The following is a 20,518-nucleotide window of genomic DNA, read 5'->3' on the forward strand; positions in this document are numbered from 1 at the left end:
GCCTCACATCGCTGCCGGAAAGAGGCCGATGACGGCGAAGGTGATGACGGCGGTGACCAGCAGGAAATGCCAGTAGAGCACCACGTTGCTTAGATCCATGTCATGCTTCGGCGTCAGCCGGCCAGCCAGCGAGCGCGCCAGGCAATAGGCCTGCATGAGCGCGCCGACCGCCGCGTGGGCGAGCACCCAAATAACAAGGATCCACACGATTGCGGGATAGACGTGGCTCGTCGGGTCCATGCCGGGAGACCACGGTCCCGCAAAGCCTGCGGCGGATGCGGCGGCGGTCGTTAGCAGGGACAGCACAAGCAAGCCGCGCATAGCGGGTGTGGCGCCGCGCCTGTTGAACGTGCGGGCCGCCACCATCAGGCCCCACGCTGCAGCAAACAGGACGGCAGCCGCCAGCGACCATACCGCATCAGGCCCGGCAATCCCCGCGGTGAAGTCGGCGTGGATCGTCCAGTAGAAGAAATAGCCGAAGACGAGGCTGGCGAAGGCCGTGCCGTCGCCCACCATGGTGATGAACATCGCCCACCAGCCGACCGAATCCGGGCCGGAGGCATAAAGCGGCAGGCTGAGGCCCAGGCCAACGTCCTTTTCCGGCTTCTCGGGGATTTCGGCCGTACCCGTCCAGAGCCAGTAGATGACGGCGCAAAGGCAAATGATTGCGGCCAGCGCCGTCGCGATCCACCAGTGGAAGGTAAGCGCGATGAAAGCGGCCCCGAGTGAGAGAGCCGAGACGATGGTGACATGGGACGTGCCGCCGACGCGCAGCACCTGGATTGGGTCGGCGTCGAGCACGGAGGTGACCAGGCCTTCGCGCTGTCCTTCTTCCGCGTCGGGCAGGTAATAGCGACCTTCATTGACCTTGCGGGCAAGGTCCTCCTGGTCCCAGAGCGGATACCGGCTTCGCACGATGGGTATCGAGCGGACGCCCCAGTTCTCCTCCGGCTCGGAAATCCATTCCAGCGTGCCGGCGTTCCACGGATTGACTTCGCCGCGTGGCTCCCGGTGCTTCGGCCTGAGCACGTCGAAGACAACCACCAGCACGCCTGCCGCGAAGATGAAGGCTCCGGCCGTCGAGATCAGGTTCAGCCAGTCCCAGCCGATTTCGGCCGGATAGGTGAAGACGCGTCGGGGCATGCCGCGCAGGCCGCTCAGATGCATGGGGAAGAAGGCGATGTTGAAGCCGCAGAACATCAGCCAGAAGGCGAGGCGCCCCAGACGGTCGGAGAGCTTCTTCGCCTCGATCAGCGGGTAGTAGTAATAGAGCCCGGCCACGACCGGGAAAAGCATGCCGCCGATCAGCACGTAGTGAAGATGCGCGACGACGAAATAGGTGTCGTGCGCCTGCCAGTCGAAAGGCGCGAGCGCCACCATCACGCCCGTCAGTCCACCGATGACGAAGATCGCCAGCCCTCCGGTTCCGAACAGCATCGGGGTCGTGAAGATTACCCGGCCGGCGAGCATGGTGGCGATGAAGACGAAGATCTGCACACCTGTCGGGATCGCCACCGCCTCGGATGCCGCCGAGAAGAAGGCCAGCGAGATCTGCGGCAAGCCTGTCGCGAACATGTGGTGCACCCACAGGCCGAACGAGAGGAACCCCGTCCCCACTGCCGCGAGCACGATCCAGGAATAGCCGACGATCGGACGCTGGGAGAAGGTCGGCACGATCATCGCCATCAGCGCGATGGCCGGCAGGAAGATGATGTAGACCTCCGGATGGCCGAAGATCCAGAACAGATGCTGCCAGAGCAGCGGGTCGCCGCCGCGCGCCGCGTCGAAGAACGGCCAGCCGAACATCCGTTCCATCTCGAACAAGAGATCGCCGGCGATCAACGGCGGGAAGGCGAACAGGATCATCCCCGCAACGATCAGCAGGTACCAGGCGAAGAGCGGCATCAGGTTGATGCGCATGCCGGGCGCGCGGCATTTCATGATGCCGACGATCAGCTCGACAGCGGCCGCGATCGACGCGACCTCGATGAAGGAGAGGCCGAGCAGCCAGATGTCGGCTCCGATGCCGGAGAGCTCCTTGTCGGTGGCGAGCGGCGGATACATGAACCATCCCGAGGACGGCGCCGCATTGAAGAAGATCGAGCCGCAGACGAAGATGCCGCCGAGGAAAAAGCTCCAAAAGCCGAAGGCCCCGAGGCGCGGGAACGGCATCTCGCGCGCGCCCAGCATCGGCGGCAGCAGGAAGATCGCGACTGCCTCGAAGATCGGCACCGCGAACAGGAACATCATCACCGTGCCATGCAGGGTAAAAGCCTGGTTGAAGAGGTCGGCCGACAGGAAGTCGTTGTCGGGCACGGCGAGCTGCAGGCGCATGAGGAGCGCGAGCGCGCCGGCGAACAGCATGAAGACGAAGGCCGCCGAGCCGTACCAGAGGCCGATCTGGTAATTGTTCACCGAGGTCCAGTAGCGCCAGCCCGCCGGATTGGCCCAGACGGCGCGCAGCCGTTCTTCCTGCGCCTTGTAATCCTTCCGCGAACGCTCCTTGATCGCAGCGCTCATTGCAGACCCCTCAGCCAGGCCGCCATGGCGCGGATGTCGTCCGGCGGCAACATGTCGAAAGCCGGCATCCTGGAGCCGGGCTTGACCAGTTCGGGCCGGGCGATGAAGCGGGCGATGGCGTCTTCGGTGTTGGGCAGGATGCCTGCTCCGACTGTTACGCGGGAACCGAGATGCGAAAGATCCGGGCCGATCAGGCCGCGCGCATCGGTGCCGGCGACGAAATGGCACGACCCGCAGCCATGGCGCAGGAAAAGCGCGCCGCCGCTCGCGTCTGCGCTTTTCGCGGGATTTGCCTGGCCGGCCAGCCAGGACCGGAATGCTTCGGGCTCCATCGCCACGGCCGAGAATGCCATCAGTGCGTGGGACGTGCCGCAATATTCCGCGCAAGGGCCGCGGAAGATACCGGGTTTCGTCGCCGTGAGCGAAAGCCTGTTGGTGCGGCCGGGAATCATGTCCATCTTGCCGCCGAGCGGTGGTATCCAGAAGGAATGGATCACGTCGGCGCTTTTCAGGGCCAATTCGACCCGTTCGCCGACCGGCAGCCTGATCTCGTTGGCGGAAGCGATTGGCGGCCCCTGAGGTGGGTGGTAGACGACTTCCCACCAGAACTGCCTGCCGGTGATTTCGATCCGCAGGGCGGTGGAGCCCATCGCCTGGGTAAAAGGCCGAAGGCCAGGCATCAGCCACAGTGCATAGGCCAGCAGGGCACAAAGCGTGACCGACGGAAAGACTACGCCGCCCCAAAGGATGACCCTGCCGGCAGACCTGTCGTTCACCCCGTGGCGTTTGAACAGGGCTGCATGAAGAAGCAGGGCGACCACGCCCAGCCAGATAAGCGCGCCGCCGCTCAGCATCACCCAGAACAGTACGGCTATCTGCTGCGCTTCCTCTCCCGCGGGCTCAAGTACCGACCGGGCGCCGGCATAGCCGCTCGCGAGCAATAACGAGGCAGCGGATAGGCTGAAATATCGACCCATTTTCCAACCCCTCCGCGGTAAACCGGCGAGAGGGGCGGAAGGTTCCGGGCAACAGGGCGTCCGAACCAACGCTGCGTTCGGCGTTGCCCTGGGCAATTTTTCGACGAGGGACGAAACAATTGCGCTCGATGCCCGTTTGCCCGTCATGGCGGGTGATGGGATTGCCTATGCCAAAGGAGGCGACGATGAGCGCAACCGGCCTGGAAGTTTTTGACAAAACCCTGCAGACAACGAACATCTGGCTGGACGAGATCATGGCCGACCACGGCCCCGATAGGCGCGTTGCCTGGCATATGCTGGGAGCCGTCTTACGCACCCTGCGGGATTGGCTGCAGATCGAACTGGCCGCCAACCTGGGCGCTGGGCTGCCGCTTCTCATACGCGGAGCCTATTATGATCGGTATCGGCCGCGTGATCTGCCGAGCGGCAGCCGTTCATTGGAGGAATTCCTGCAGCGCGTCGCCGAGGAGATGAAATCCACCCGGCCGGTGAATCCCGAGGATGCGACCAGGTCTGTGTTCAAGGTTCTCGCTCGGCATGTCGACCTCGGCCAGTCGGCGAAAGTGCGAGACGCACTGCCGAAGCATATCCAGGCGCTTTGGCCCGAGAGTGTTGGAGTGTAGCAGCAGCGAGATAAAAAGTGGACATTGGAGGACGCGCGGTCCCGCGCCTAGGGATCACAAAGCGAGAGCGACGGCTGACCCGCGCACCGCCAAATTCATTCGTTGCGTTCGTATGTTCCCACCAACTCTGCTTCCTCCAGCACATGTTTTTGGGCCTCTTGCCAGATGCGCTTCACGCCCGCGGAGCCCGGAATCGCGAGACTCGGCGTGTCGAGCGCGGCAAGTCGGAAATGGTAATGATGGACCCCGTGTCCGGCCGGCGGTTCAGGACCATCATAGTAAGCATTGCCGAAGTCGTTCGTGGCTTGCCTGAGCGCTTCGGGACCGGGCTTGCCGCTCTCGGCGTCGGCCAGTTCGTCGACGTCAGGCGGGATGTTGAACACGGCCCAGTGACCGAATGTTCCGTTCGGCGCATCGGGATTCTGCATGACGAGAGCAAGGCTCTTCGCCTTGCCTGGCACACCCGACCATTTCAGCGGCGGGGATAGGTTCTTTCCGTCACGCGCATATCTGTCGGGAATTTTTTCACCGTCGGCAAAGGCGGAACTGCTGAGCGTAAGAGGCATGGTTCACTCCTCCAGAAAAACAGCTTGTTCGCGGCGAACTTGCTGCTCGGCAAGCGCGCTGATGGAGGAATGGACTTCGCGTGGAAACGTTCCATCCTGCGAGCGTTCGCCGGCTGGTTTCCTTTGACGATATCTGTCTGGACCCCTAACATCCGGTCACAGACTCACTACGTGATGAGAGGGAACCACAAAGGCTTTCCGACAGTTGATGAAGAGGCGACAGCAACCAGACCGGCCGGGGCGAGGATACCATGCGTGAGAACCACTCCGACGTCTTCGATCTGTTTTCGGAGATTTACACGAATGCGGCGCAGGAGGAGATAAGCATCCAGCAATATCTCCTCGCCTGCCGCGAGGATAAATCGATGTACGCCTCGGCGCCTGAACGGATGGTCGAGGCGATCGGCGAGCCCACCCTGATCGACACCAGCATGGATGAGCGGCTCGGCCGCATTTTTTCGAACAGGACGATCAAGGTGTATCCCTCCTTCGCCGAGTTTTACGGCATGGAGGACACGATCGAGCGTATCGCCGGCTATTTCCGCTATGCCTCTCAAGGACTCGAGGAACGCAAGCAGATTCTCTATCTGCTCGGCCCTGTCGGCGGCGGCAAATCCTCACTCGCCGAGCGGCTGAAGAAGCTGATGGAGCAGCGTCCGATCTACACGCTGAAGGTCGGCGACCAGATCAGCCCGGTTTTCGAGTCACCGCTCGGGCTTTTCCATCCCGACCGCATGGCCGACCTTTTGGAAGACAAATACGGTATCGCGCGGCGCCGGCTGAACGGCCTGATCTCACCGTGGGCGGCCAAGCGCCTCGATGAACTGTCCGGCGACATCTCCAAGTTCAGCGTCGTGAAGTTGATGCCTTCGCGGCTGCGCCAGATCGGCATTGCCAAGACCGAGCCAGGCGATGAGAACAACCAGGACGTTTCGGCCCTGGTCGGCAAGGTCGACATAAGACAACTCGAGAATTTCAGCCAATCCGATCCGGACGCCTATTCCTACAGCGGCGGCCTGAACCGGACCACGCAAGGGCTGCTTGAGTTCGTCGAGATGTTCAAGGCGCCGATCAAAGTCCTCCATCCGTTGCTGACCGCTACCCAGGAAGGCAGTTACAACGGTACGGAGAACTTCGGATCTTTCCCATATCAAGGCATCGTCGTGGCCCATTCCAACGAGTCGGAATGGCTGCAGTTCAAGAACAACAAGAACAACGAGGCGTTCCTCGACCGTATCCTGGTGGTCAAGGTGCCATATTGCCTGCGGGTCACCGAAGAAAGGCAGATCTACGAAAAGCTGCTGCGCGAAAGCGAGTTGGCCTCCAGTGCCTGCGCTCCGGAGGTGCTGGACATTCTCAGCCGGTTCACTGTCTCGACCCGTCTGGCCGAGCACGACAATTCGCCGCTCTACACGAAGATGCGGGTCTATGACGGCGAGAACCTAAAGGACATAGATCCCAAGGCGAAGTCGGTTCAGGAATACCGCGATGCCGCTGGGGTTGACGAGGGCATGACCGGCGTCAGCACGCGCTTCGCTTTCAAGATACTGTCGCAGACATTCAACTACGACACCAAGGAAGTGGCCGCCGATCCCGTGCATCTGATGTACATTCTGGAGGAGGCGATCAAGCGCGAGCAGTTCCCGAAGGAAACCGAGGCCGCCTATCTCGACTTCATAAAGTCGGAACTCGCCCCGCGCTATGCCGAGTTCATCGGCCATGAAATCCAGAAGGCCTATCTGGAATCCTACAGCGAGTACGGCCAGAACCTGTTCGACCGCTACATCGCTTACGCCGATGCCTGGATCGAGGATCAGGACTACAAGGACTCCGATACCGGCCAGATCCTCAATCGCGACGTGCTGGACAACGAACTGTCGCAAGTCGAAAAGCCGGCCGGCATTGCCAACCCCAAGGATTTCCGCAACGAGGTCGTCAAGTTCACGTTGCGCGCCCGGGCGAGGAACCATGGCCGCAACCCGTCATGGACAAGCTATGAAAAGCTGCGCGAAGTCATCGAGAAGCGAATGTTCGGCCAAGTCGAGGATCTCCTCCCGGTGATCAGCTTCGGCTCCAAGCAGGACAGCGTAACGGAGAAACGGCATACCGAGTTCGTGCACCGGATGGTCGAACGCGGTTACACCGAACGTCAGGTCCGCCGGCTGGTGGACTGGTACATGCGGGTGAACAAGGCGGGTTGAGTCCAGCCGGGATGTTTCCATGCCGATCTTCATCGATCGCCGACTGAACCCGAAGGACAAAAGCCTCGGCAATCGCCAGCGCTTCCTGAGGCGGGCGCGCGAAGAGCTGAAGCGAAGCATCCGGGATAAGATCCGCACCGGCAGGATCGCCGACGTGGACAGCGAGCACGCCGTCTCGATGCCGGCGAAGGGCACAGCCGAGCCGACCTTTACCGACGCGAAGGACAGCGGCAGGCGGCAGCATATCCTGCCGGGCAACAAGCATTTCGCCCCAGGCGACCGCGTTCCCAAGCCCGGCCAGGGCGGTGGCGGATCGTCTCCGGGGAAAACGGTCTCGGAAGACGATTTTCGTTTCGTGCTCTCCCGCGAGGAGGTGCTCGATCTCTTCTTCGAGGATCTCGAACTTCCCGACCTGGTCAAGCTCAATCTCAAGGAGATACTTGCCTTCAAGTCGCGCCGGGCCGGCTTCGCCGCGACCGGCGCCCCGACCAACATCAATGTCGGGCGCACGATGCGAAACAGCCATGGCCGCCGGATCGCGCTCAAGCGCCCCAAGCAGGAGGAGCTTGACGCAATTGCGAAGGAGCTCGCAATGCTGGAGGCGGAGCCCCAGAACGCGGGGGCACGCCAGCACATTACGGCGTTGCAGGAAGAGCTCGAGCGACTTGAGCGTCGCCGCAGGCGGATCGCCTATGTCGACCCCGTCGATATCCGCTTCAACCGCTTCGACGCCCAGCCCGTGCCGAATGCCAATGCCGTCATGTTCTGTCTCATGGACGTATCCGGCTCGATGGGCGAGCGCGAGAAGGATCTGGCCAAACGCTTTTTCGTGCTGCTGCACCTCTTCCTGAAACGGCGCTACGACCGTACCGAAATCGTCTTCATCCGCCATACGCACGAGGCGCAGGAGGTGGACGAGGAGACCTTCTTCTACAATACGCAAAGCGGCGGTACCGTCGTTTCCACGGCACTCGAAGAGATGCACCGCATCATCGGGGAACGCTATCCCAGCAACGAGTGGAACATCTATGCCGCCCAGGCATCGGACGGGGACAATTTCGCCACTGATTCCGAGCGCTGCATAGGCCTCATGGATAGCCAGATCATGCGCCTGTGCCAGTATTTCGCCTATGTCGAGATCATCGACGAACGCGAGACCCATATCTTCGGCGCCACTGAGAACGGGACCTCGCTCTGGCGCGCCTACAGCGCGGTCAATCTGAAATGGCCGAATTTCGAGATGAGCCGTATCGCAACGGCAGCCGACATCTATCCGGTCTTTCGCCGGCTGTTCGCCAGGCAGCCCGCCGTACAGAAGAGCGCTTGAAGGGAAAAGCCGATGGCCAGGCAAGCCAGCAAGTCCGGTTTGCTCTTTTCCGAGCCGGACTGGGATTTCAAGACGCTGTCGCGTGTCCACGAAGCCATCGAGGCGATCGCGATCGAAGAGCTTCATCTCGACGTCTATCCGGTGCAGATGGAGATCATCTCATCCCAGCAGATGCTCGACGCCTATTCCTCGGTCGGCATGCCGCTGATGTATCGTCACTGGTCCTTCGGCAAGCATTTCCTCTACCAGGAGTTGCTCTACCGCAAAGGCGGGCGAGGGCTGGCTTATGAGCTGGTCATCAATTCCAACCCCTGCATCGTCTATCTGATGGAGGAAAACACAATGGCCCTGCAGGCGCTGGTGACAGCTCATGCGGCGCTTGGCCATAATCATTTCTTCAAGAACAATCACCTGTTCCGGCAGTGGACGGACGCCGGCGCGATCCTGAGTTATCTGGACTTCGCCAAGAGCTACATCACCCGTTGCGAGGAGCGGCACGGCGTCGCCGCGGTGGAGGCCATCCTCGATGCGGCCCACGCGCTGATGGAACAGGGGGTGTTCAGATACCACCGACCGCCGAAGCTGTCGTCGGAGCGGCAGCGTGAAGGCGTTCGTGAGCGCCTGGAGTACGAGGAGCGCTCCTACAACGATCTCTGGCGCACGCTCCCGGCCTCGAAGAGCGGGGGCAAGATCGGGGAAAAGGATCCCGGCGTGGCGGAGCGGAAAAAAACGCTCAAGCTACCCGAGGAGAACCTGCTCTATTTCCTGGAAAAGAACAGCCTGGTCCTGGAGCCCTGGCAGCGTGAAATCGTCAGGATAGTCCGCGTCATCGCGCAATATTTCTATCCGCAGCGGCAAACGCAGGTGATGAATGAAGGCTGTGCCACGTTCGTGCACTACACGCTCATGAACATGCTGTTCGATCGCGGCCAGATCAGCGAAGGCGCGATGCTGGAAATCCTGCGCAACCATTCGAACGTGGTCTTCCAGCCGGCCTTCGACGATCCGCGTTTTTCCGGCATCAATCCTTATGCGTTGGGCCTCGACATGATGCAGGATATCCAGCGCATATCGACTGAGCCGACCGCCGAGGACCGCGACTGGTTCCCCGATATCGCCGGCAACGGCAATTGGCGCGAAACCCTGCTCGACGCGTGGGCGAACCATCGCGACGAGTCTTTCATCCGCCAGTATCTGAGCCCCGCGCTGATGCGAAAATGGCGGTTCTTTGTCCTCGCCGACGCCGCGAGCGAACCGCATTACGAAGTCGCGTCGATACACAATGAGCGTGGCTACGAAAAGATACGCGCCGGGCTCGCTCACAGTTACGACATCGGTGCGAGCCGGCCGGATATCCAGGTGGTGGATGTGGACCTGCTCGGCGACCGACATTTGCGACTGGAGCACAAGGTGAAGGACGGCATCATGCTGGAGGAGGCCAGCCGCGACGCTGCCCTGCGCCATATCCGCAGCCTGTGGGGCTATGAGGTCAGCCTGGCGGCGATCGATGCGCAAACGGGCCAGATGCTCAACGAACGTTCGACCAGCCAAATCGGGGAATGACAAAAACCGGAGGCGGCCGGCGACGGCGTTTCATGGCCTCGCTGCAAGATCCGCGCAATCTTGCCATCGTCAGTTCTCTCGTGTCGGGACTTTTTGGTTGAGCATCGGCGTCTGAGCATTCGGAATTTCCCAAACCGCTAAGTACTTTGGGCGATATGCACTGGCCGTGGGACCCGGGAAGGTCGGTTCCGTGGGAATCTCGGATGGCGTTTCGGGAGGAATTTCGACGGGCTGCCTTTGCGGAGCGGGAATGGGATCAGGCGAAGGCGGAGGAACGCCCGGAGGCACATCCGGCGGTGTTTCCGGCGGGGCGGGCGGCCGAGCAGGCTCGGGATTGGGATTGTCCGGTATCGGCACGGGATTGTTCGGATCAGGATCAGGATCAGGATCGGTCATGGGACGCTCCCCGAAACTTGCTTCACGAAGTGACAACCATCGTGCGGAGCGATGGTTCCCGACCGTCGTGGATGGCCGTGTGGCGAAGGCCGATGGCGCGGACCGGATGACAAATTCGTCGCGGTTCAAATGCCAGCGGCGTCGCGCCATGCAGCGCCTTCACCACCTTTACCGGATCGCCGATCACTCTATGTACGCGCATGCCGCAGGAGCGCGGCTCAGGGAGTAACACCATGCGCGTGTTCATGATTGTCACCCTTCTTCTGGTCGCAATCACGATGGCGCTCTCGCTCGCGCACGCTTTGGAATTGCCCGGCAAGCTGCGTCTCAAGGAGGCCACCTACAAATCCGTGCAGGCGATCTACTATCCTGGCTTCACGGTCGGCGGATTTGCCGAGATCGGCGGCATCATTGCGCTCGCCATCCTGCTCTACCTGACGCCGTATCCAAGCGCTCGATTCTGGTGGATCTTGGCGGCCCTGGTCTTGCTGGTGGCGGAACATGCGACCTACTGGCTGGTCACGCACCCCGTCAACAATTTCTGGGTACAGGATGTCGCGGTATCGAAGTCAGCGTCGACATTTTTTTCGATCTTCTCTCGAAAGCAAGCCGGCGACTGGAAAGACTTGCGCAACGTTTGGGAGGCCTCGCATGTCGCCAGGGCAGGCCTGGCGATGCTGAGCCTGATCTCGATTGCAGTCGCCGCGACACTTTTTACGGAGGGGTGACTGGCGCGGTGAGGATGTGCGGGACACTACTTGTTCGTCGGCATCTTTTGCCTTGGATTGATCCCGCCAAGGGCGTTGGTGTCGTTCTCGACGTCGCCCTCGATCGTGTTTTCGCCGTCGAGTTCAAGCTCTTCGCCTTCCTTGATCATGCCTTTGGAGGTCCCGATACCGGGATTATGTCTCAGATCGGCGTCGCTCGGCTTTTTCCACTTTGGATGTTTGGTTCGCTCATGGCACAACTCATTCGAAAAGGGTCCTGTTCTAGAAACAGCACCGCGCGACGATGTTCCGCCGAAACGCGCCTTCTCGGGCGGTGCCCAAGAGGCGGCTAAAGCCCGAACGGATAGGTGTCGGGAACGCCCGTTCCGACATGATCCGGCCCGAGCCGCGTTACCGCGGCGGTTTCGTCAAACCAGACGAATGCATCGAATTGCTGGGCGAGGGAGACGTCCGCATAGTGGCTGCGCAGTTCGGTTTCCGGCCGATAGATCACGCCGATGAAGCGTTCCAGCCGGCCCTCCATAAGCCGTTCGCGCAGCGCATCGTCGCGCTTGATGTCGAGCAGGAAACGCGAGACGCCGCAGTCATGGCAAAGCCGCTCGCAACTATCGTCATGGGAAGGCCGCACCCGCTTGATTTCCATCTCGCCGTCCCAGTCGGAGGCAGCGGCTACCGTTCCGGAATGCGTGCTGAGCCCGATCAGGGCCGCCTCGTTACCGAAGCGCTGGCGGCAGAGCTGGCCGATGTTCACTTCGTCCCTGACGATCCCCATCTCGGTGTAGCGGGCATCTCCGATATGGGAGTTATGCGCCCACACCACCGCCCTGGCGTTCGGCCCGCGAGCCTCCAGCAGATGCTCGAGCGTCTCGAACATATGGGTATCGCGCAGATTCCAAGACTGCGCGCCGCCGTAATACATGATCCGGTAGTAACGTTCTGCGGAAGCGATCAGTCGGGCATTCTGGGTGGCGTCCAGGAAGTCGGCGCCGTCCTGCTGCGAATAATCAAGCTGCTTGGCAAGCAGTTCGCGGCATTGCTCAAGCACGGCCTTCTCGCATTTCTCGTAGCCGGAGGTGAGCGCGACGCGGCCGTAGGTCGACGGTTCGTTTTGCCAAGGCGTCAGGCAGCCATAGCGTTCACGTGCTATGCTTGCTGCCCGCGGATCGACCCTATCGAGATATTGCAGAACCGCGGCGATCGATCCGCTCATGTTGTAGATGTCGAGGCCATAGAACCCCGCCAGTCGGGACGATATCCTGAGCCGTTCATTGTGGTGCCGCATCCAGTCGACGAACGCCGCAACATCCGTGTTGCGCCACATCCAGGTGGGGAACCGCTGGAACGGCGGATCGGCGTCGGCCCGTGACGGCCGATGGCGGACGTAGCGGTCGATCGCCGCGGCATCGGGCCAGTCGGCCTCCACGGCGACGATGGTGAAGCCGTGTTTCTCGATCAGCCTGCGGGTGATCGCCGCGCGGGCCTTGTAGAACTCCGACGTGCCGTGGCTCGCTTCACCGAGCAGGACGACGCGCCGGTCGCCAAACCGGTCGAACAACTCGCCGAACGCCGGATCGTCGAAATCCGGCAGCGGTTCGGCCGCTGCCGCGATCATCTCCGGCAGGCTGCGCGTGCGTGCGCGTCCGGTCGGACGATCGTTCGCGATCCGGCTGCCGCTCTCGGGCCAGCCCTGCTCGCCGATGAGCGGGACAAACCGCACGCCGCCGAAATCCTCCTCGCTGTAGGTTGCAGCGCCCGTCCGGGTGACCTTGAGAAGGCGCTGATCATGCGGTTCGTCGCCGACCGGAATGACCAGCCTGCCGCCGACGTCGAGCTGTTCCTGAAGGGCAAGCGGCGCGCCGGGACCGCCGGCCGCGACCAGAATGGCGTCGAAGGGTGCGGCGTCCGGCCAGCCCTTGGTGCCATCCCCTGTGCGGACCTCGATATTGTCATAGCCAAGCTCTTCGAACCGCTGTCTCGCCGTTTCGGCCAACCCGGCGTGGCGCTCGATCGTATATACGCGTTCGACGATCCGGCTCATCACGGCAGCTGCATAGCCCGAGCCGGTGCCGATCTCCAGGACCTGGTCGCCCGGTCCGATCTGTGCCATCTCGATCATCAGGGCGACGATATAGGGTTGCGAGATCGTCTGGCCTTCGGCGATCGGCAGCGGTCCGTCTTCGTAGGCGAATTCTTCAAAGCCTGGTTCAACGAAAGCCTCGCGTGGAACCTCACGCATCGCCCTCAGCACCTCGCGGTCGTGAATGCCACGGCGGCTGACATGGTTATCGACCATTCGGTCGCGTGCATGGGAAAGATCGAGCATCCTGGCTCCCTCCGGCGGCTAGTGGTTCCCACCCGCTTCTCCCGGTTCGTCTCTTTAACCACCGGTAAGCGTCAAGGTTCCTCCACCCTTTGCCCGGAAGACATGCTTGCCGAGGCACGCATCGTGCTGGTGGCTTAAATGCCAAGTTCGAGCAACCGCAACTTATTTTGATGCAGATCATTTCTCCGGTGCGATGCCGCTTCTATCTATCGGCGGGCGAACGCATTCTGGAGACGCTTCCATGAACGACGAGGCTCACAAGACAACGCCAGAAATCGGTCTGGACCAGATCGATCTCATGAACCGCTACTGGCGCGCCGCGAACTATATTTCGGTTGGCCAGATCTACCTGCTCGACAATCCGCTCCTGCGCGAACCCCTGAAAGCCGAGCACGTCAAGCCGCGGCTGCTCGGCCATTGGGGCACCACACCCGGCCTCAATTTCATCTACGTCCACCTGAACCGCGTCATCCGTGAAAACAGTCTCGACGTTCTGTTTATCTGCGGCCCAGGTCATGGCGGCCCGGCGATGGTCGCGAACACCTGGCTCGAAGGTACCTACAGCGAGATCTATCCCGAAATCGGCCAGGGCGAAGACGGTCTGAGAAAACTCTTCCGGCAATTCTCCTTCCCCGGCGGAGTGCCCAGCCATGTAGCGCCCGAAACGCCCGGCTCGATCCATGAGGGCGGAGAACTGGGATATGCGCTGGTCCATGCTTTCGGCGCGGCCTTCGACAATCCCGATCTGGTGGTCGCCTGCGTCGTCGGCGACGGTGAAGCGGAGACCGGTCCGCTCGCGGCGGCTTGGCACTCCAACAAGTTTCTGAACCCCGCCTCCGACGGCGCCGTCCTGCCGATCCTGCATCTCAACGGTTACAAGATCGCCAACCCGACGATCCTCGCCCGCATGGATGACGGGGAGTTGCGAAGCCTGTTCGCCGGCTACGGCTACGAACCGTTCTTCGTCGAAGGTCATGAGCCTGTTCCCATGCATCGGGCGATGGCCAGGACGCTTGATACGGTGCTCGATCGGATCCGTGCCATTCAGCGGCACGCCCGTTCTCCGGGCTGGCGGGGCGAGCGGCCGCTGTGGCCGATGATCGTGCTACGCAGCCCGAAAGGCTGGACCGGACCGAAGGAGGTCGACGGAAAGAAGGTCGAGGATTTCTGGCGCTCGCATCAAGTGCCGGTGTCGAACGCTCGCGGCAACGAGGCGCACCGCAACATCCTCGAAGACTGGATGCGGAGCTATGAGCCGGAAAAGCTGTTCGACGACAACGGGCGCCTGCTTCCAGACCTGGCGGCGCTTGCGCCAACAGGGCTCAAGCGCATGGGCGCAACCCCATATGCCAATGGCGGATTGTTGAAGCGCGACCTCGTGCTTCCCGATTGGAAAAGCCTGGCGCTCGATGTGCCGCGCCCGGGGGGCGCCAAAGCCGAGGCGACGCGGGCCCTCGGAGGCTATCTCCGCGACGTCCTGCGCCTGAATGCGGAGGCCAGGAATTTCCGGCTGATGGGCCCGGATGAGACGTCGTCCAACCGCCTTGACGACGTATTCGAGGTTACGGACCGGGTCTGGATGCAGCGGATCGAGCCCTATGACGTCCAGCTTTCCCGTGATGGCCGCGTCATGGAAGTGCTCAGCGAGCATCTCTGCCAGGGTTGGCTGGAGGGCTATCTGCTGACCGGCCGCCATGGCCTGTTCTCATGTTACGAGGCGTTCATCCACATCGTCGATTCCATGGTCAACCAGCATGCGAAATGGCTGAAGACGTCCAGGGAGTGTGCCTGGCGCAAGCCGGTCGCTTCACTCAATTACCTCTTGACCTCGCATGTCTGGCGGCAGGATCACAACGGCTTCAGCCACCAGGATCCTGGTTTTGCCGATTTCCTCGCCAACAAGAAGGCCGATACGGTCAGGCTCTATTTCCCGCCGGATGCCAACACACTGCTCTGGATCGCCGACCATTGCCTGAGAACCTACAACCGCATCAACGTGATCACCGCCGGCAAGCAGCCGGCACCGCAGTGGCTGTCTGCCGAGGACGCAGAAACGCACTGCAAGGCGGGCGCGGGGATCTGGGAATGGGCCGGGACGGTTGCCAAGGGCGAGGATCCGGATGTGGTCATGGCCTGCGCCGGCGACGTGCCGACACTGGAGACGCTCGCCGCCACGGACATTCTGCGTTCGGCGCTTCCGGACCTGAAGGTTCGCGTCGTCAACGTGGTCGACCTGATGACGCTGCAGTCGAATTCAGAGCATCCGCATGGCCTCGCCGATGAGGATTTCGACGCGCTGTTCACGAAAACCAGGCCGGTCATCTTCGCCTATCACGGCTATCCCTATCTCATTCACCGCCTGACCTACCGACGTGCCAACCATGACAACATGCATGTGCACGGCTTTCGCGAGGAAGGCACCACGACGACGCCTTTCGACATGGCCGTGCTCAATGAGCTTGACCGCTACCATCTGGCGCTCGCCGCGATCGAACGCGTGCCCGGTCTCGCCGAGCGGGCGAAAGATCTCGCCGCCGAACTTCACGGGAAGCTTGCCGAGCACAAGGCTTATGTCCGCCAGTACGGCGAAGACATGCCCGAGATTCAGCAGTGGAACTGGCCCTACAACGGCGCGGCGGAGGCCGGCGATTGATGCGGCATGCAGTCCTTGCACTGAACGCCGGCTCGTCCAGCGTCAAGTTCGGACTTTACGACCTTGAACCGTCCGCGGAACTGCAACTCGTCTCGCGTGGTGCGCTCGATCTGGGCGATGCGCCGCGGCTCAGCGCGAAAGGGGCCGACGGAACAGTGCAGTGCGATCGGCCGCTTGCCGCAGACCCGGGCAATGCGGGCATCGGCGCGCTGCTCGACTGGATCGAGAGCGAACTTGGCGGCCGGAAGCTGGTGTCGGCCGGCCATCGCATCGTGCATGGCGGGCGCGAGTTCGTCGAACCCGTCCGTCTGACGCCTGCCGTAATCGAGGCTTTGGACAGGCTGACGCCGCTTGCTCCTCTGCACCAGCCGCGCAGTCTCGCGCCGATCCGGGAACTTGCAGCGCTTCGCCCGGATTTGCCGCAGGTCGGATGCTTCGACACAGCCTTCCATCAGACGATCGATCCGATCGTGAGCCGTTTCGCGCTGCCGCGCAAATACGATGCGGAAGGGATCCGCCGCTACGGGTTTCATGGTCTTTCCTACGAATACGTCGCCGGGCGGCTCAAGGAGATATCGCCCGCGCTCGCGGCGAAGCGGACGATCGTCGCCCATCTCGGCAACGGAGCGAGCCTATGCGCCATGCGCGACGGCAGAAGCGTCGATACGACGATGGGCTTTTCCGCCCTCGATGGCCTGGTCATGGGCACGCGTTGCGGCGCAATCGATCCGGGCGTGCTTTTGTATTTCATCCTGGAAAGAGGCCTCACGGGGGAGGCTCTGCAGCACATGCTTTATCAGCAATCCGGGCTGCTCGGACTATCCGGCATCTCCGCCGACATGCGCACGCTGGAAGCGAGCGACGACCCGCAGGCCCGCGAAGCGATAGACCTTTTCGCTTTCCGGGCCGCAAGGGAGGCCGCCGCGCTCGCCAACACGTTGGGCGGCCTCGAATGCCTCGTGTTCACCGCCGGCATCGGCGAGCACTCGGCGCCGGCTCGCAAGGCGATATGCGGAAGGCTTCATTGGCTTGGCGTGGCGATCGACGAGCCATCCAATGCCTGCCATGCGAAGATCATCAGCCGGCCGGACAGCAAAGTCGAAATACGGGTCGTCGCGACCGACGAGGAGAGCGTCATTGCCCGCCAGGCGCGCGTGCAGGGCGATTCTTGATAACGCAATCGACGTGGCGGTTTGCCAAGGCAAGGAACCCCGCGCGTCCGCGGCCGTTTCCCTGTTTGACACCAAAGGGAGAAAACCAATGGCCGAAACCACCAGCACGCCAGGCGCCTCAAAGGCGGCAAATGAAGCCCAGGAGGCGATGAAGAAGCAGATCGCCGAGCTCCGCCGCGAAATCACCAAGATAAATCGCACCCTGTCCGACCAGGCCGAGGAGGCGCAGGGCTGGTACGATAGCGCCGCTGACAGGGCCTCGCGTGCAGCCCGGCAATTGCGCAGCCAGGCGCATACCGTATCTGAAACGGTCCAGCAGAACCCAGGCGCAATCTCTTCGGCGATGGTGCTTGGCGGCATGCTCGGTGTTCTTCTCGGCATCGCGATTGCAAGGAGTTCCGAGCCCGAGCGGCGGTGGTTCTAAAAATCCTGCTCCAGCAGCAGATCACCACCCGTGCAGTGCCGAGCCTGCCTATTGGCAAATCGAGCATGTTTTTGCGTTGCGAGCATCGAAAGCACCTGACAGGTGGCCGGGTATCTTCGGCCGCCCACAAGGTTTTTTACAGACCTTACTTCCTGCAGGAAGCAATTTCGGACGGGAACGATCCTGATGATGGAGATCGGCGAACGCTACCGCAGCGAGCAGCCGACCTCGAACGCGCAAAACGCACTTCCATGGCTACCGAACGACGGGTGAGAATGCTGCCCCGGGTCGAACGAGCCGCCAGGATTTCAAGTTTCACTTTAGTCCCAGTCCAGATAGCAGACGCGGAAATCTTCCACTTTGACCGAAGCATTGCGGTCCAAAATTTGCAGCAACGGTTTTCCGCCATAAAACGAGGCCCACTGCGGAAAGGTGCTCTTGGTGCCGATGATGTAGTCGCAGCGGGAAAGTGCGAAAAGATCGCTCACGGGAGATTTGGTGCCGAACCCGACCGTCAGGCCGGGAAATTCCCCGGCGTTGCGCCTTTCGTCGCTGCAGACCAGAAACGAAACCCGCCGGCCGGGAAATTGCGTCGCGAGGTCGCGCATCCAGGCGGCGTAACATTCGACTGGATAAAAATATTTGCCGCCGTTCCAGCCGCGATAATCGCCGTGGCGAACATGAACGCCAATGACGATGTCGGCATTGCGCCGTAATGGCTCCACGGCTTCGCGGCTCGCTTTTTCAAGCGTCTCCAACGGCCGGAAATAGCTGCGGATCTTGTCGCCATGCTTCTGCACCAGATGCGGCGCGCGAAACCGCCAGCCATACACGAAAACGATTTTAGCCGGGCGGATCTTCTCCTGGACGTCCGGGCTGTCCAGATAGGTGATGAATTGACCTTTGGTTTCACGCAGCGTGACAATCTTCCGGCCAAGGACTGGGAAGCGATCGATCAGCACGCCGGTGTAGCGGGTGATGTGATAAAAAATGCGCGTCTTGCGGATGATCGCGCTGACGCCGGGAATCCGATCCAGCCAGCTTTTCCACCGCGGTGCCGGATACAAGCAGTGGACGTTCGCGCGCGTGGCTTCAAACAGATCGGCGTAGCTGTGAAAGGTGTAATTGATGACGCGATACCCTTGCTCCTCCGCCAGCGCAATGAAATTCGCGAAGATGATCAGACGATTTGCCAGGCGTCCGCAACGGTACCCAATGGTGAAGAGCTTTTGATTTTTTGGCGGCGTCATCGGGAAGATTATCTACGGTGTCCGATTTCAAAACAAACTTTCCTGGCACCCGCTCAAACCGGTTCCAGATTATCCAGTTCTTTGCCGTACGACTCCTGCGAGCTGGATTGCCCGCCGCAGACAAAATGCGCCACCATCGCCGCCGCCGTGAAAATCAGAAACGCGAAGGATTTCCGCCGCGACCGCAGCAGTCGGATACGGCGGCATTCGCGCGGCCAACATCAACGAAATATCCCAATCGGCTCGGTCATTCCTGATCGATCCGAAGGACGCTGCCGATATCAGATGCCTGGTTGGCATCTTCTGCTGCCGATGACAATGCAGAAAAGATGGCCGGCGGGCGCGCAGGGCGAAACGTCATCATCCATGGCAACCGAATGACGCGAGAGATGTTGGCTGGGCCGCCTATTGACAGCGGCCATCGGACCCTCCGGTGCTGGATGTCAACGCTATTGATCGCGGACGAGGACATTGTCGCTGCTCAGCCAGAATGGAGCGAAATAGAGAGGCGTCGAGGAAAGCGGCAGGATGTCCGGGCGCAGTTCCACACCGAGCTTGTCTTTCATGAAGTCGCGTCGCGCGGCCATGCGCTTGACCTCCAACTCGGCCCGAAGCGCCTCGTCGGCAAACACGACCGCGTCCTCGCAGTTCAGCGCCCAGCCGTCGGCAATCGGCGTCGGGATGATATCGACCTGAAAATGCATGCCCGATCGGATGCGGTCCGCAGACCCTGGCCGGACCGGGCTGTGCGTCCATTCCTCGTAGCCGCCGAGATGCCCCGGGCTGAGAGCCGGCCGCAGGTTCGATTTCGCGAGCGCCGATATCACGGCTTCATGGAGAGTGCCGCCCTCGACGCCGATCGCGGCCGTCTCATACCAGGAAATCAAGCCCCGGAAGTAGCCCTTGGCGATGGCAAGAAACGTATCGTTCTCGACATCGAAGAGGCCTGCTTTGGAGGACAGACCGCCCCAGTGCCCGACCGCGGCCGTTACGCCATCGCCACGCCTAGGCTTGCGGCCTGTTGCACTTCGCAGGCCAATCACTGGCTCGCCCTTGCTGGCCGACGCGAACATGGTGTGGACGTTCAGCGCGTCTCCGGCATATCCCATCCGCGAGACGGCATCGAACTCGCTGTCACCCTCGCGCACTCCCGAAACAATCCTCCACATTGCCAATGAGCTGCGTGTCGCAGCCCATTCGAACGCGGCGATCTGATCGGCATCGATGGTGACGGCAACGCCATTTTCAGGATGCATCAGGACCTGGGTCACGTCCCGCAGCCTGCCGGAAGCGCCGACTGCTCGCTGGAACGCCTGCACGTGGACCGCGGGAACGAAAAAGGCCGTTTCGGGAGCTTCGTCCTCGAGCGGTTCGAGATACTTCCAGCCTACCAGCCCCACGGTGTCGCCCGCCTTTATTCCAGCGTCGCCAAGACGATCGGAAAAGCGGGGAAAACGGGAACGGTCCTGCGATGAGGCTCAATGTCTGGGCCAGAAGCACGCTGATCCCGGGCAGGCGCGCGAGCGGAGCGTAGCTCTCGCACTCGTTACCCGTCATGAGCACGCGCTTGCCGTTCGGACCAAGCAGGAGGAAGGCTTCCTCGAAGCGCGGCTCGAAACCCGTCAGGAAGACGATGTTGCCGAAATGCTCCCGGTCCGCATAAACCGCCAGCCAGCCGCATCCCGCCTTATCGTAGGCGGTGCGGGCGCGAGCATATACGTCTCAAGGGGATGTCCGGCTTGTCGCCGAGGGAACCGAAGTCCGGCAGCCGAACGGATGTGAGAGAAATGGTCAT

Annotated in this window: 15 protein-coding genes; 8 read left to right on the forward strand and 7 right to left on the reverse strand. The window is 61.6% G+C overall.

Annotated elements, in window-relative coordinates; genetic code table 11:
• Positions 1-3: 3 nt before the first annotated feature.
• Both ctaD and coxB read right to left on the reverse strand, forming a co-directional pair.
• Complete coding sequence (ctaD, locus tag AC0NID_RS15810) at positions 4-2,520, reverse strand: cytochrome c oxidase subunit I (protein WP_473453821.1); 2,517 nt, start codon at positions 2,518-2,520, stop codon at positions 4-6.
• Complete coding sequence (coxB, locus tag AC0NID_RS15815; protein WP_473453820.1) at positions 2,517-3,497, reverse strand: cytochrome c oxidase subunit II; 981 nt, start codon at positions 3,495-3,497, stop codon at positions 2,517-2,519. Before coxB ends, ctaD begins: the two co-directional genes overlap by 4 nt.
• Positions 3,498-3,682: 185 nt before the next feature.
• Here coxB and AC0NID_RS15820 point away from each other — a divergent pair, with 185 nt between their 5' ends.
• A complete protein-coding gene (locus AC0NID_RS15820) occupies positions 3,683-4,120 on the forward strand; it encodes a DUF2267 domain-containing protein (RefSeq protein ID WP_473453819.1) in 438 nt (145 codons plus the stop codon).
• A 95-nt stretch (positions 4,121-4,215) separates the two neighbouring features.
• On the opposite strand, the gene AC0NID_RS15825 is transcribed toward AC0NID_RS15820, so the two are convergent.
• A complete protein-coding gene (locus tag AC0NID_RS15825) occupies positions 4,216-4,686 on the reverse strand; it encodes a YbhB/YbcL family Raf kinase inhibitor-like protein (RefSeq protein ID WP_473453818.1) in 471 nt (156 codons plus the stop codon).
• Positions 4,687-4,937: 251 nt separating this feature from the next.
• Between AC0NID_RS15825 and AC0NID_RS15830 the strand changes: the two genes are divergently transcribed.
• The 4 genes from AC0NID_RS15830 to AC0NID_RS15845 all read left to right on the forward strand — a co-directional run bounded on the left by AC0NID_RS15830 (position 4,938) and on the right by AC0NID_RS15845 (position 10,901).
• Positions 4,938-6,887 carry a PrkA family serine protein kinase gene (locus AC0NID_RS15830; RefSeq protein WP_473453817.1) on the forward strand — a complete coding sequence of 650 codons (1,950 nt, stop codon included), beginning with the start codon at positions 4,938-4,940 and terminating at the stop codon, positions 6,885-6,887.
• A gap of 19 nt (positions 6,888-6,906) precedes the next feature.
• Positions 6,907-8,214, forward strand: a complete 1,308-nt coding sequence (locus tag AC0NID_RS15835; RefSeq protein WP_473453816.1) for a YeaH/YhbH family protein — start codon at positions 6,907-6,909, stop codon at positions 8,212-8,214.
• A 12-nt stretch (positions 8,215-8,226) separates the two neighbouring features.
• Positions 8,227-9,777, forward strand: coding sequence for a SpoVR family protein (locus tag AC0NID_RS15840; protein WP_473453815.1), 1,551 nt, complete (start codon positions 8,227-8,229; stop codon positions 9,775-9,777).
• Between the two features lie 596 nt (positions 9,778-10,373).
• Positions 10,374-10,901, forward strand: coding sequence for a DUF1772 domain-containing protein (locus tag AC0NID_RS15845; protein ID WP_473453813.1), 528 nt, complete (start codon positions 10,374-10,376; stop codon positions 10,899-10,901).
• A 26-nt stretch (positions 10,902-10,927) separates the two neighbouring features.
• Here AC0NID_RS15845 and AC0NID_RS15850 read toward each other — a convergent pair whose 3' ends face one another.
• Both AC0NID_RS15850 and AC0NID_RS15855 read right to left on the reverse strand, forming a co-directional pair.
• Positions 10,928-11,140: a hypothetical protein gene (locus tag AC0NID_RS15850; RefSeq protein WP_473453812.1), complete on the reverse strand. Its 213-nt coding sequence runs from the start codon at positions 11,138-11,140 to the stop codon at positions 10,928-10,930.
• 89 nt (positions 11,141-11,229) lie between these two features.
• Positions 11,230-13,224, reverse strand: a complete 1,995-nt coding sequence (locus AC0NID_RS15855; RefSeq protein ID WP_473453811.1) for a protein-L-isoaspartate(D-aspartate) O-methyltransferase — start codon at positions 13,222-13,224, stop codon at positions 11,230-11,232.
• 241 nt (positions 13,225-13,465) lie between these two features.
• Between AC0NID_RS15855 and AC0NID_RS15860 the strand changes: the two genes are divergently transcribed.
• From AC0NID_RS15860 to AC0NID_RS15870, 3 genes are read left to right on the forward strand one after another with little or no spacing between them, the layout of a single operon-like run.
• Complete coding sequence (locus AC0NID_RS15860; protein WP_473453810.1) at positions 13,466-15,877, forward strand: phosphoketolase family protein; 2,412 nt, start codon at positions 13,466-13,468, stop codon at positions 15,875-15,877.
• Entirely contained in the window at positions 15,877-17,049 is a 1,173-nt protein-coding gene (locus AC0NID_RS15865) for an acetate/propionate family kinase (RefSeq protein ID WP_473453809.1), read from the forward strand. The genes AC0NID_RS15860 and AC0NID_RS15865 overlap by 1 nt, the downstream gene beginning before the upstream one ends.
• The gene (locus AC0NID_RS15870) at positions 17,015-17,473 is read left to right on the forward strand and encodes a hypothetical protein (RefSeq protein WP_473453808.1); all 459 of its coding nucleotides are present in this window, start codon (positions 17,015-17,017) and stop codon (positions 17,471-17,473) included. Before AC0NID_RS15865 ends, AC0NID_RS15870 begins: the two co-directional genes overlap by 35 nt.
• 320 nt (positions 17,474-17,793) lie before the next feature.
• Here AC0NID_RS15870 and AC0NID_RS15875 read toward each other — a convergent pair whose 3' ends face one another.
• Both AC0NID_RS15875 and AC0NID_RS15880 read right to left on the reverse strand, forming a co-directional pair.
• Positions 17,794-18,723, reverse strand: a complete 930-nt coding sequence (locus AC0NID_RS15875) for an alpha-1,2-fucosyltransferase (RefSeq protein WP_473453807.1) — start codon at positions 18,721-18,723, stop codon at positions 17,794-17,796.
• Positions 18,724-19,172: 449 nt separating this feature from the next.
• Positions 19,173-20,123, reverse strand: a complete 951-nt coding sequence (locus AC0NID_RS15880; RefSeq protein ID WP_473453806.1) for a hypothetical protein — start codon at positions 20,121-20,123, stop codon at positions 19,173-19,175.
• Positions 20,124-20,518 lie beyond the last annotated feature (395 nt).

This window comes from Mesorhizobium sp. WSM4821 (genome assembly GCF_055901555.1).

Coding starts and splice junctions, on each gene's coding strand:
- ctaD (WP_473453821.1), bottom strand. CDS start 2,520: ATGAGCGCTGCGATCAAGGAGCGTTCGCGGAAGGATTACAAGGCGCAG.
- coxB (WP_473453820.1), bottom strand. CDS start 3,497: ATGGGTCGATATTTCAGCCTATCCGCTGCCTCGTTATTGCTCGCGAGC.
- AC0NID_RS15820 (WP_473453819.1), top strand. CDS start 3,683: ATGAGCGCAACCGGCCTGGAAGTTTTTGACAAAACCCTGCAGACAACG.
- AC0NID_RS15825 (WP_473453818.1), bottom strand. CDS start 4,686: ATGCCTCTTACGCTCAGCAGTTCCGCCTTTGCCGACGGTGAAAAAATT.
- AC0NID_RS15830 (WP_473453817.1), top strand. CDS start 4,938: ATGCGTGAGAACCACTCCGACGTCTTCGATCTGTTTTCGGAGATTTAC.
- AC0NID_RS15835 (WP_473453816.1), top strand. CDS start 6,907: ATGCCGATCTTCATCGATCGCCGACTGAACCCGAAGGACAAAAGCCTC.
- AC0NID_RS15840 (WP_473453815.1), top strand. CDS start 8,227: ATGGCCAGGCAAGCCAGCAAGTCCGGTTTGCTCTTTTCCGAGCCGGAC.
- AC0NID_RS15845 (WP_473453813.1), top strand. CDS start 10,374: ATGCCGCAGGAGCGCGGCTCAGGGAGTAACACCATGCGCGTGTTCATG.
- AC0NID_RS15855 (WP_473453811.1), bottom strand. CDS start 13,224: ATGCTCGATCTTTCCCATGCACGCGACCGAATGGTCGATAACCATGTC.
- AC0NID_RS15860 (WP_473453810.1), top strand. CDS start 13,466: ATGAACGACGAGGCTCACAAGACAACGCCAGAAATCGGTCTGGACCAG.
- AC0NID_RS15865 (WP_473453809.1), top strand. CDS start 15,877: ATGCGGCATGCAGTCCTTGCACTGAACGCCGGCTCGTCCAGCGTCAAG.
- AC0NID_RS15875 (WP_473453807.1), bottom strand. CDS start 18,723: ATGACGCCGCCAAAAAATCAAAAGCTCTTCACCATTGGGTACCGTTGC.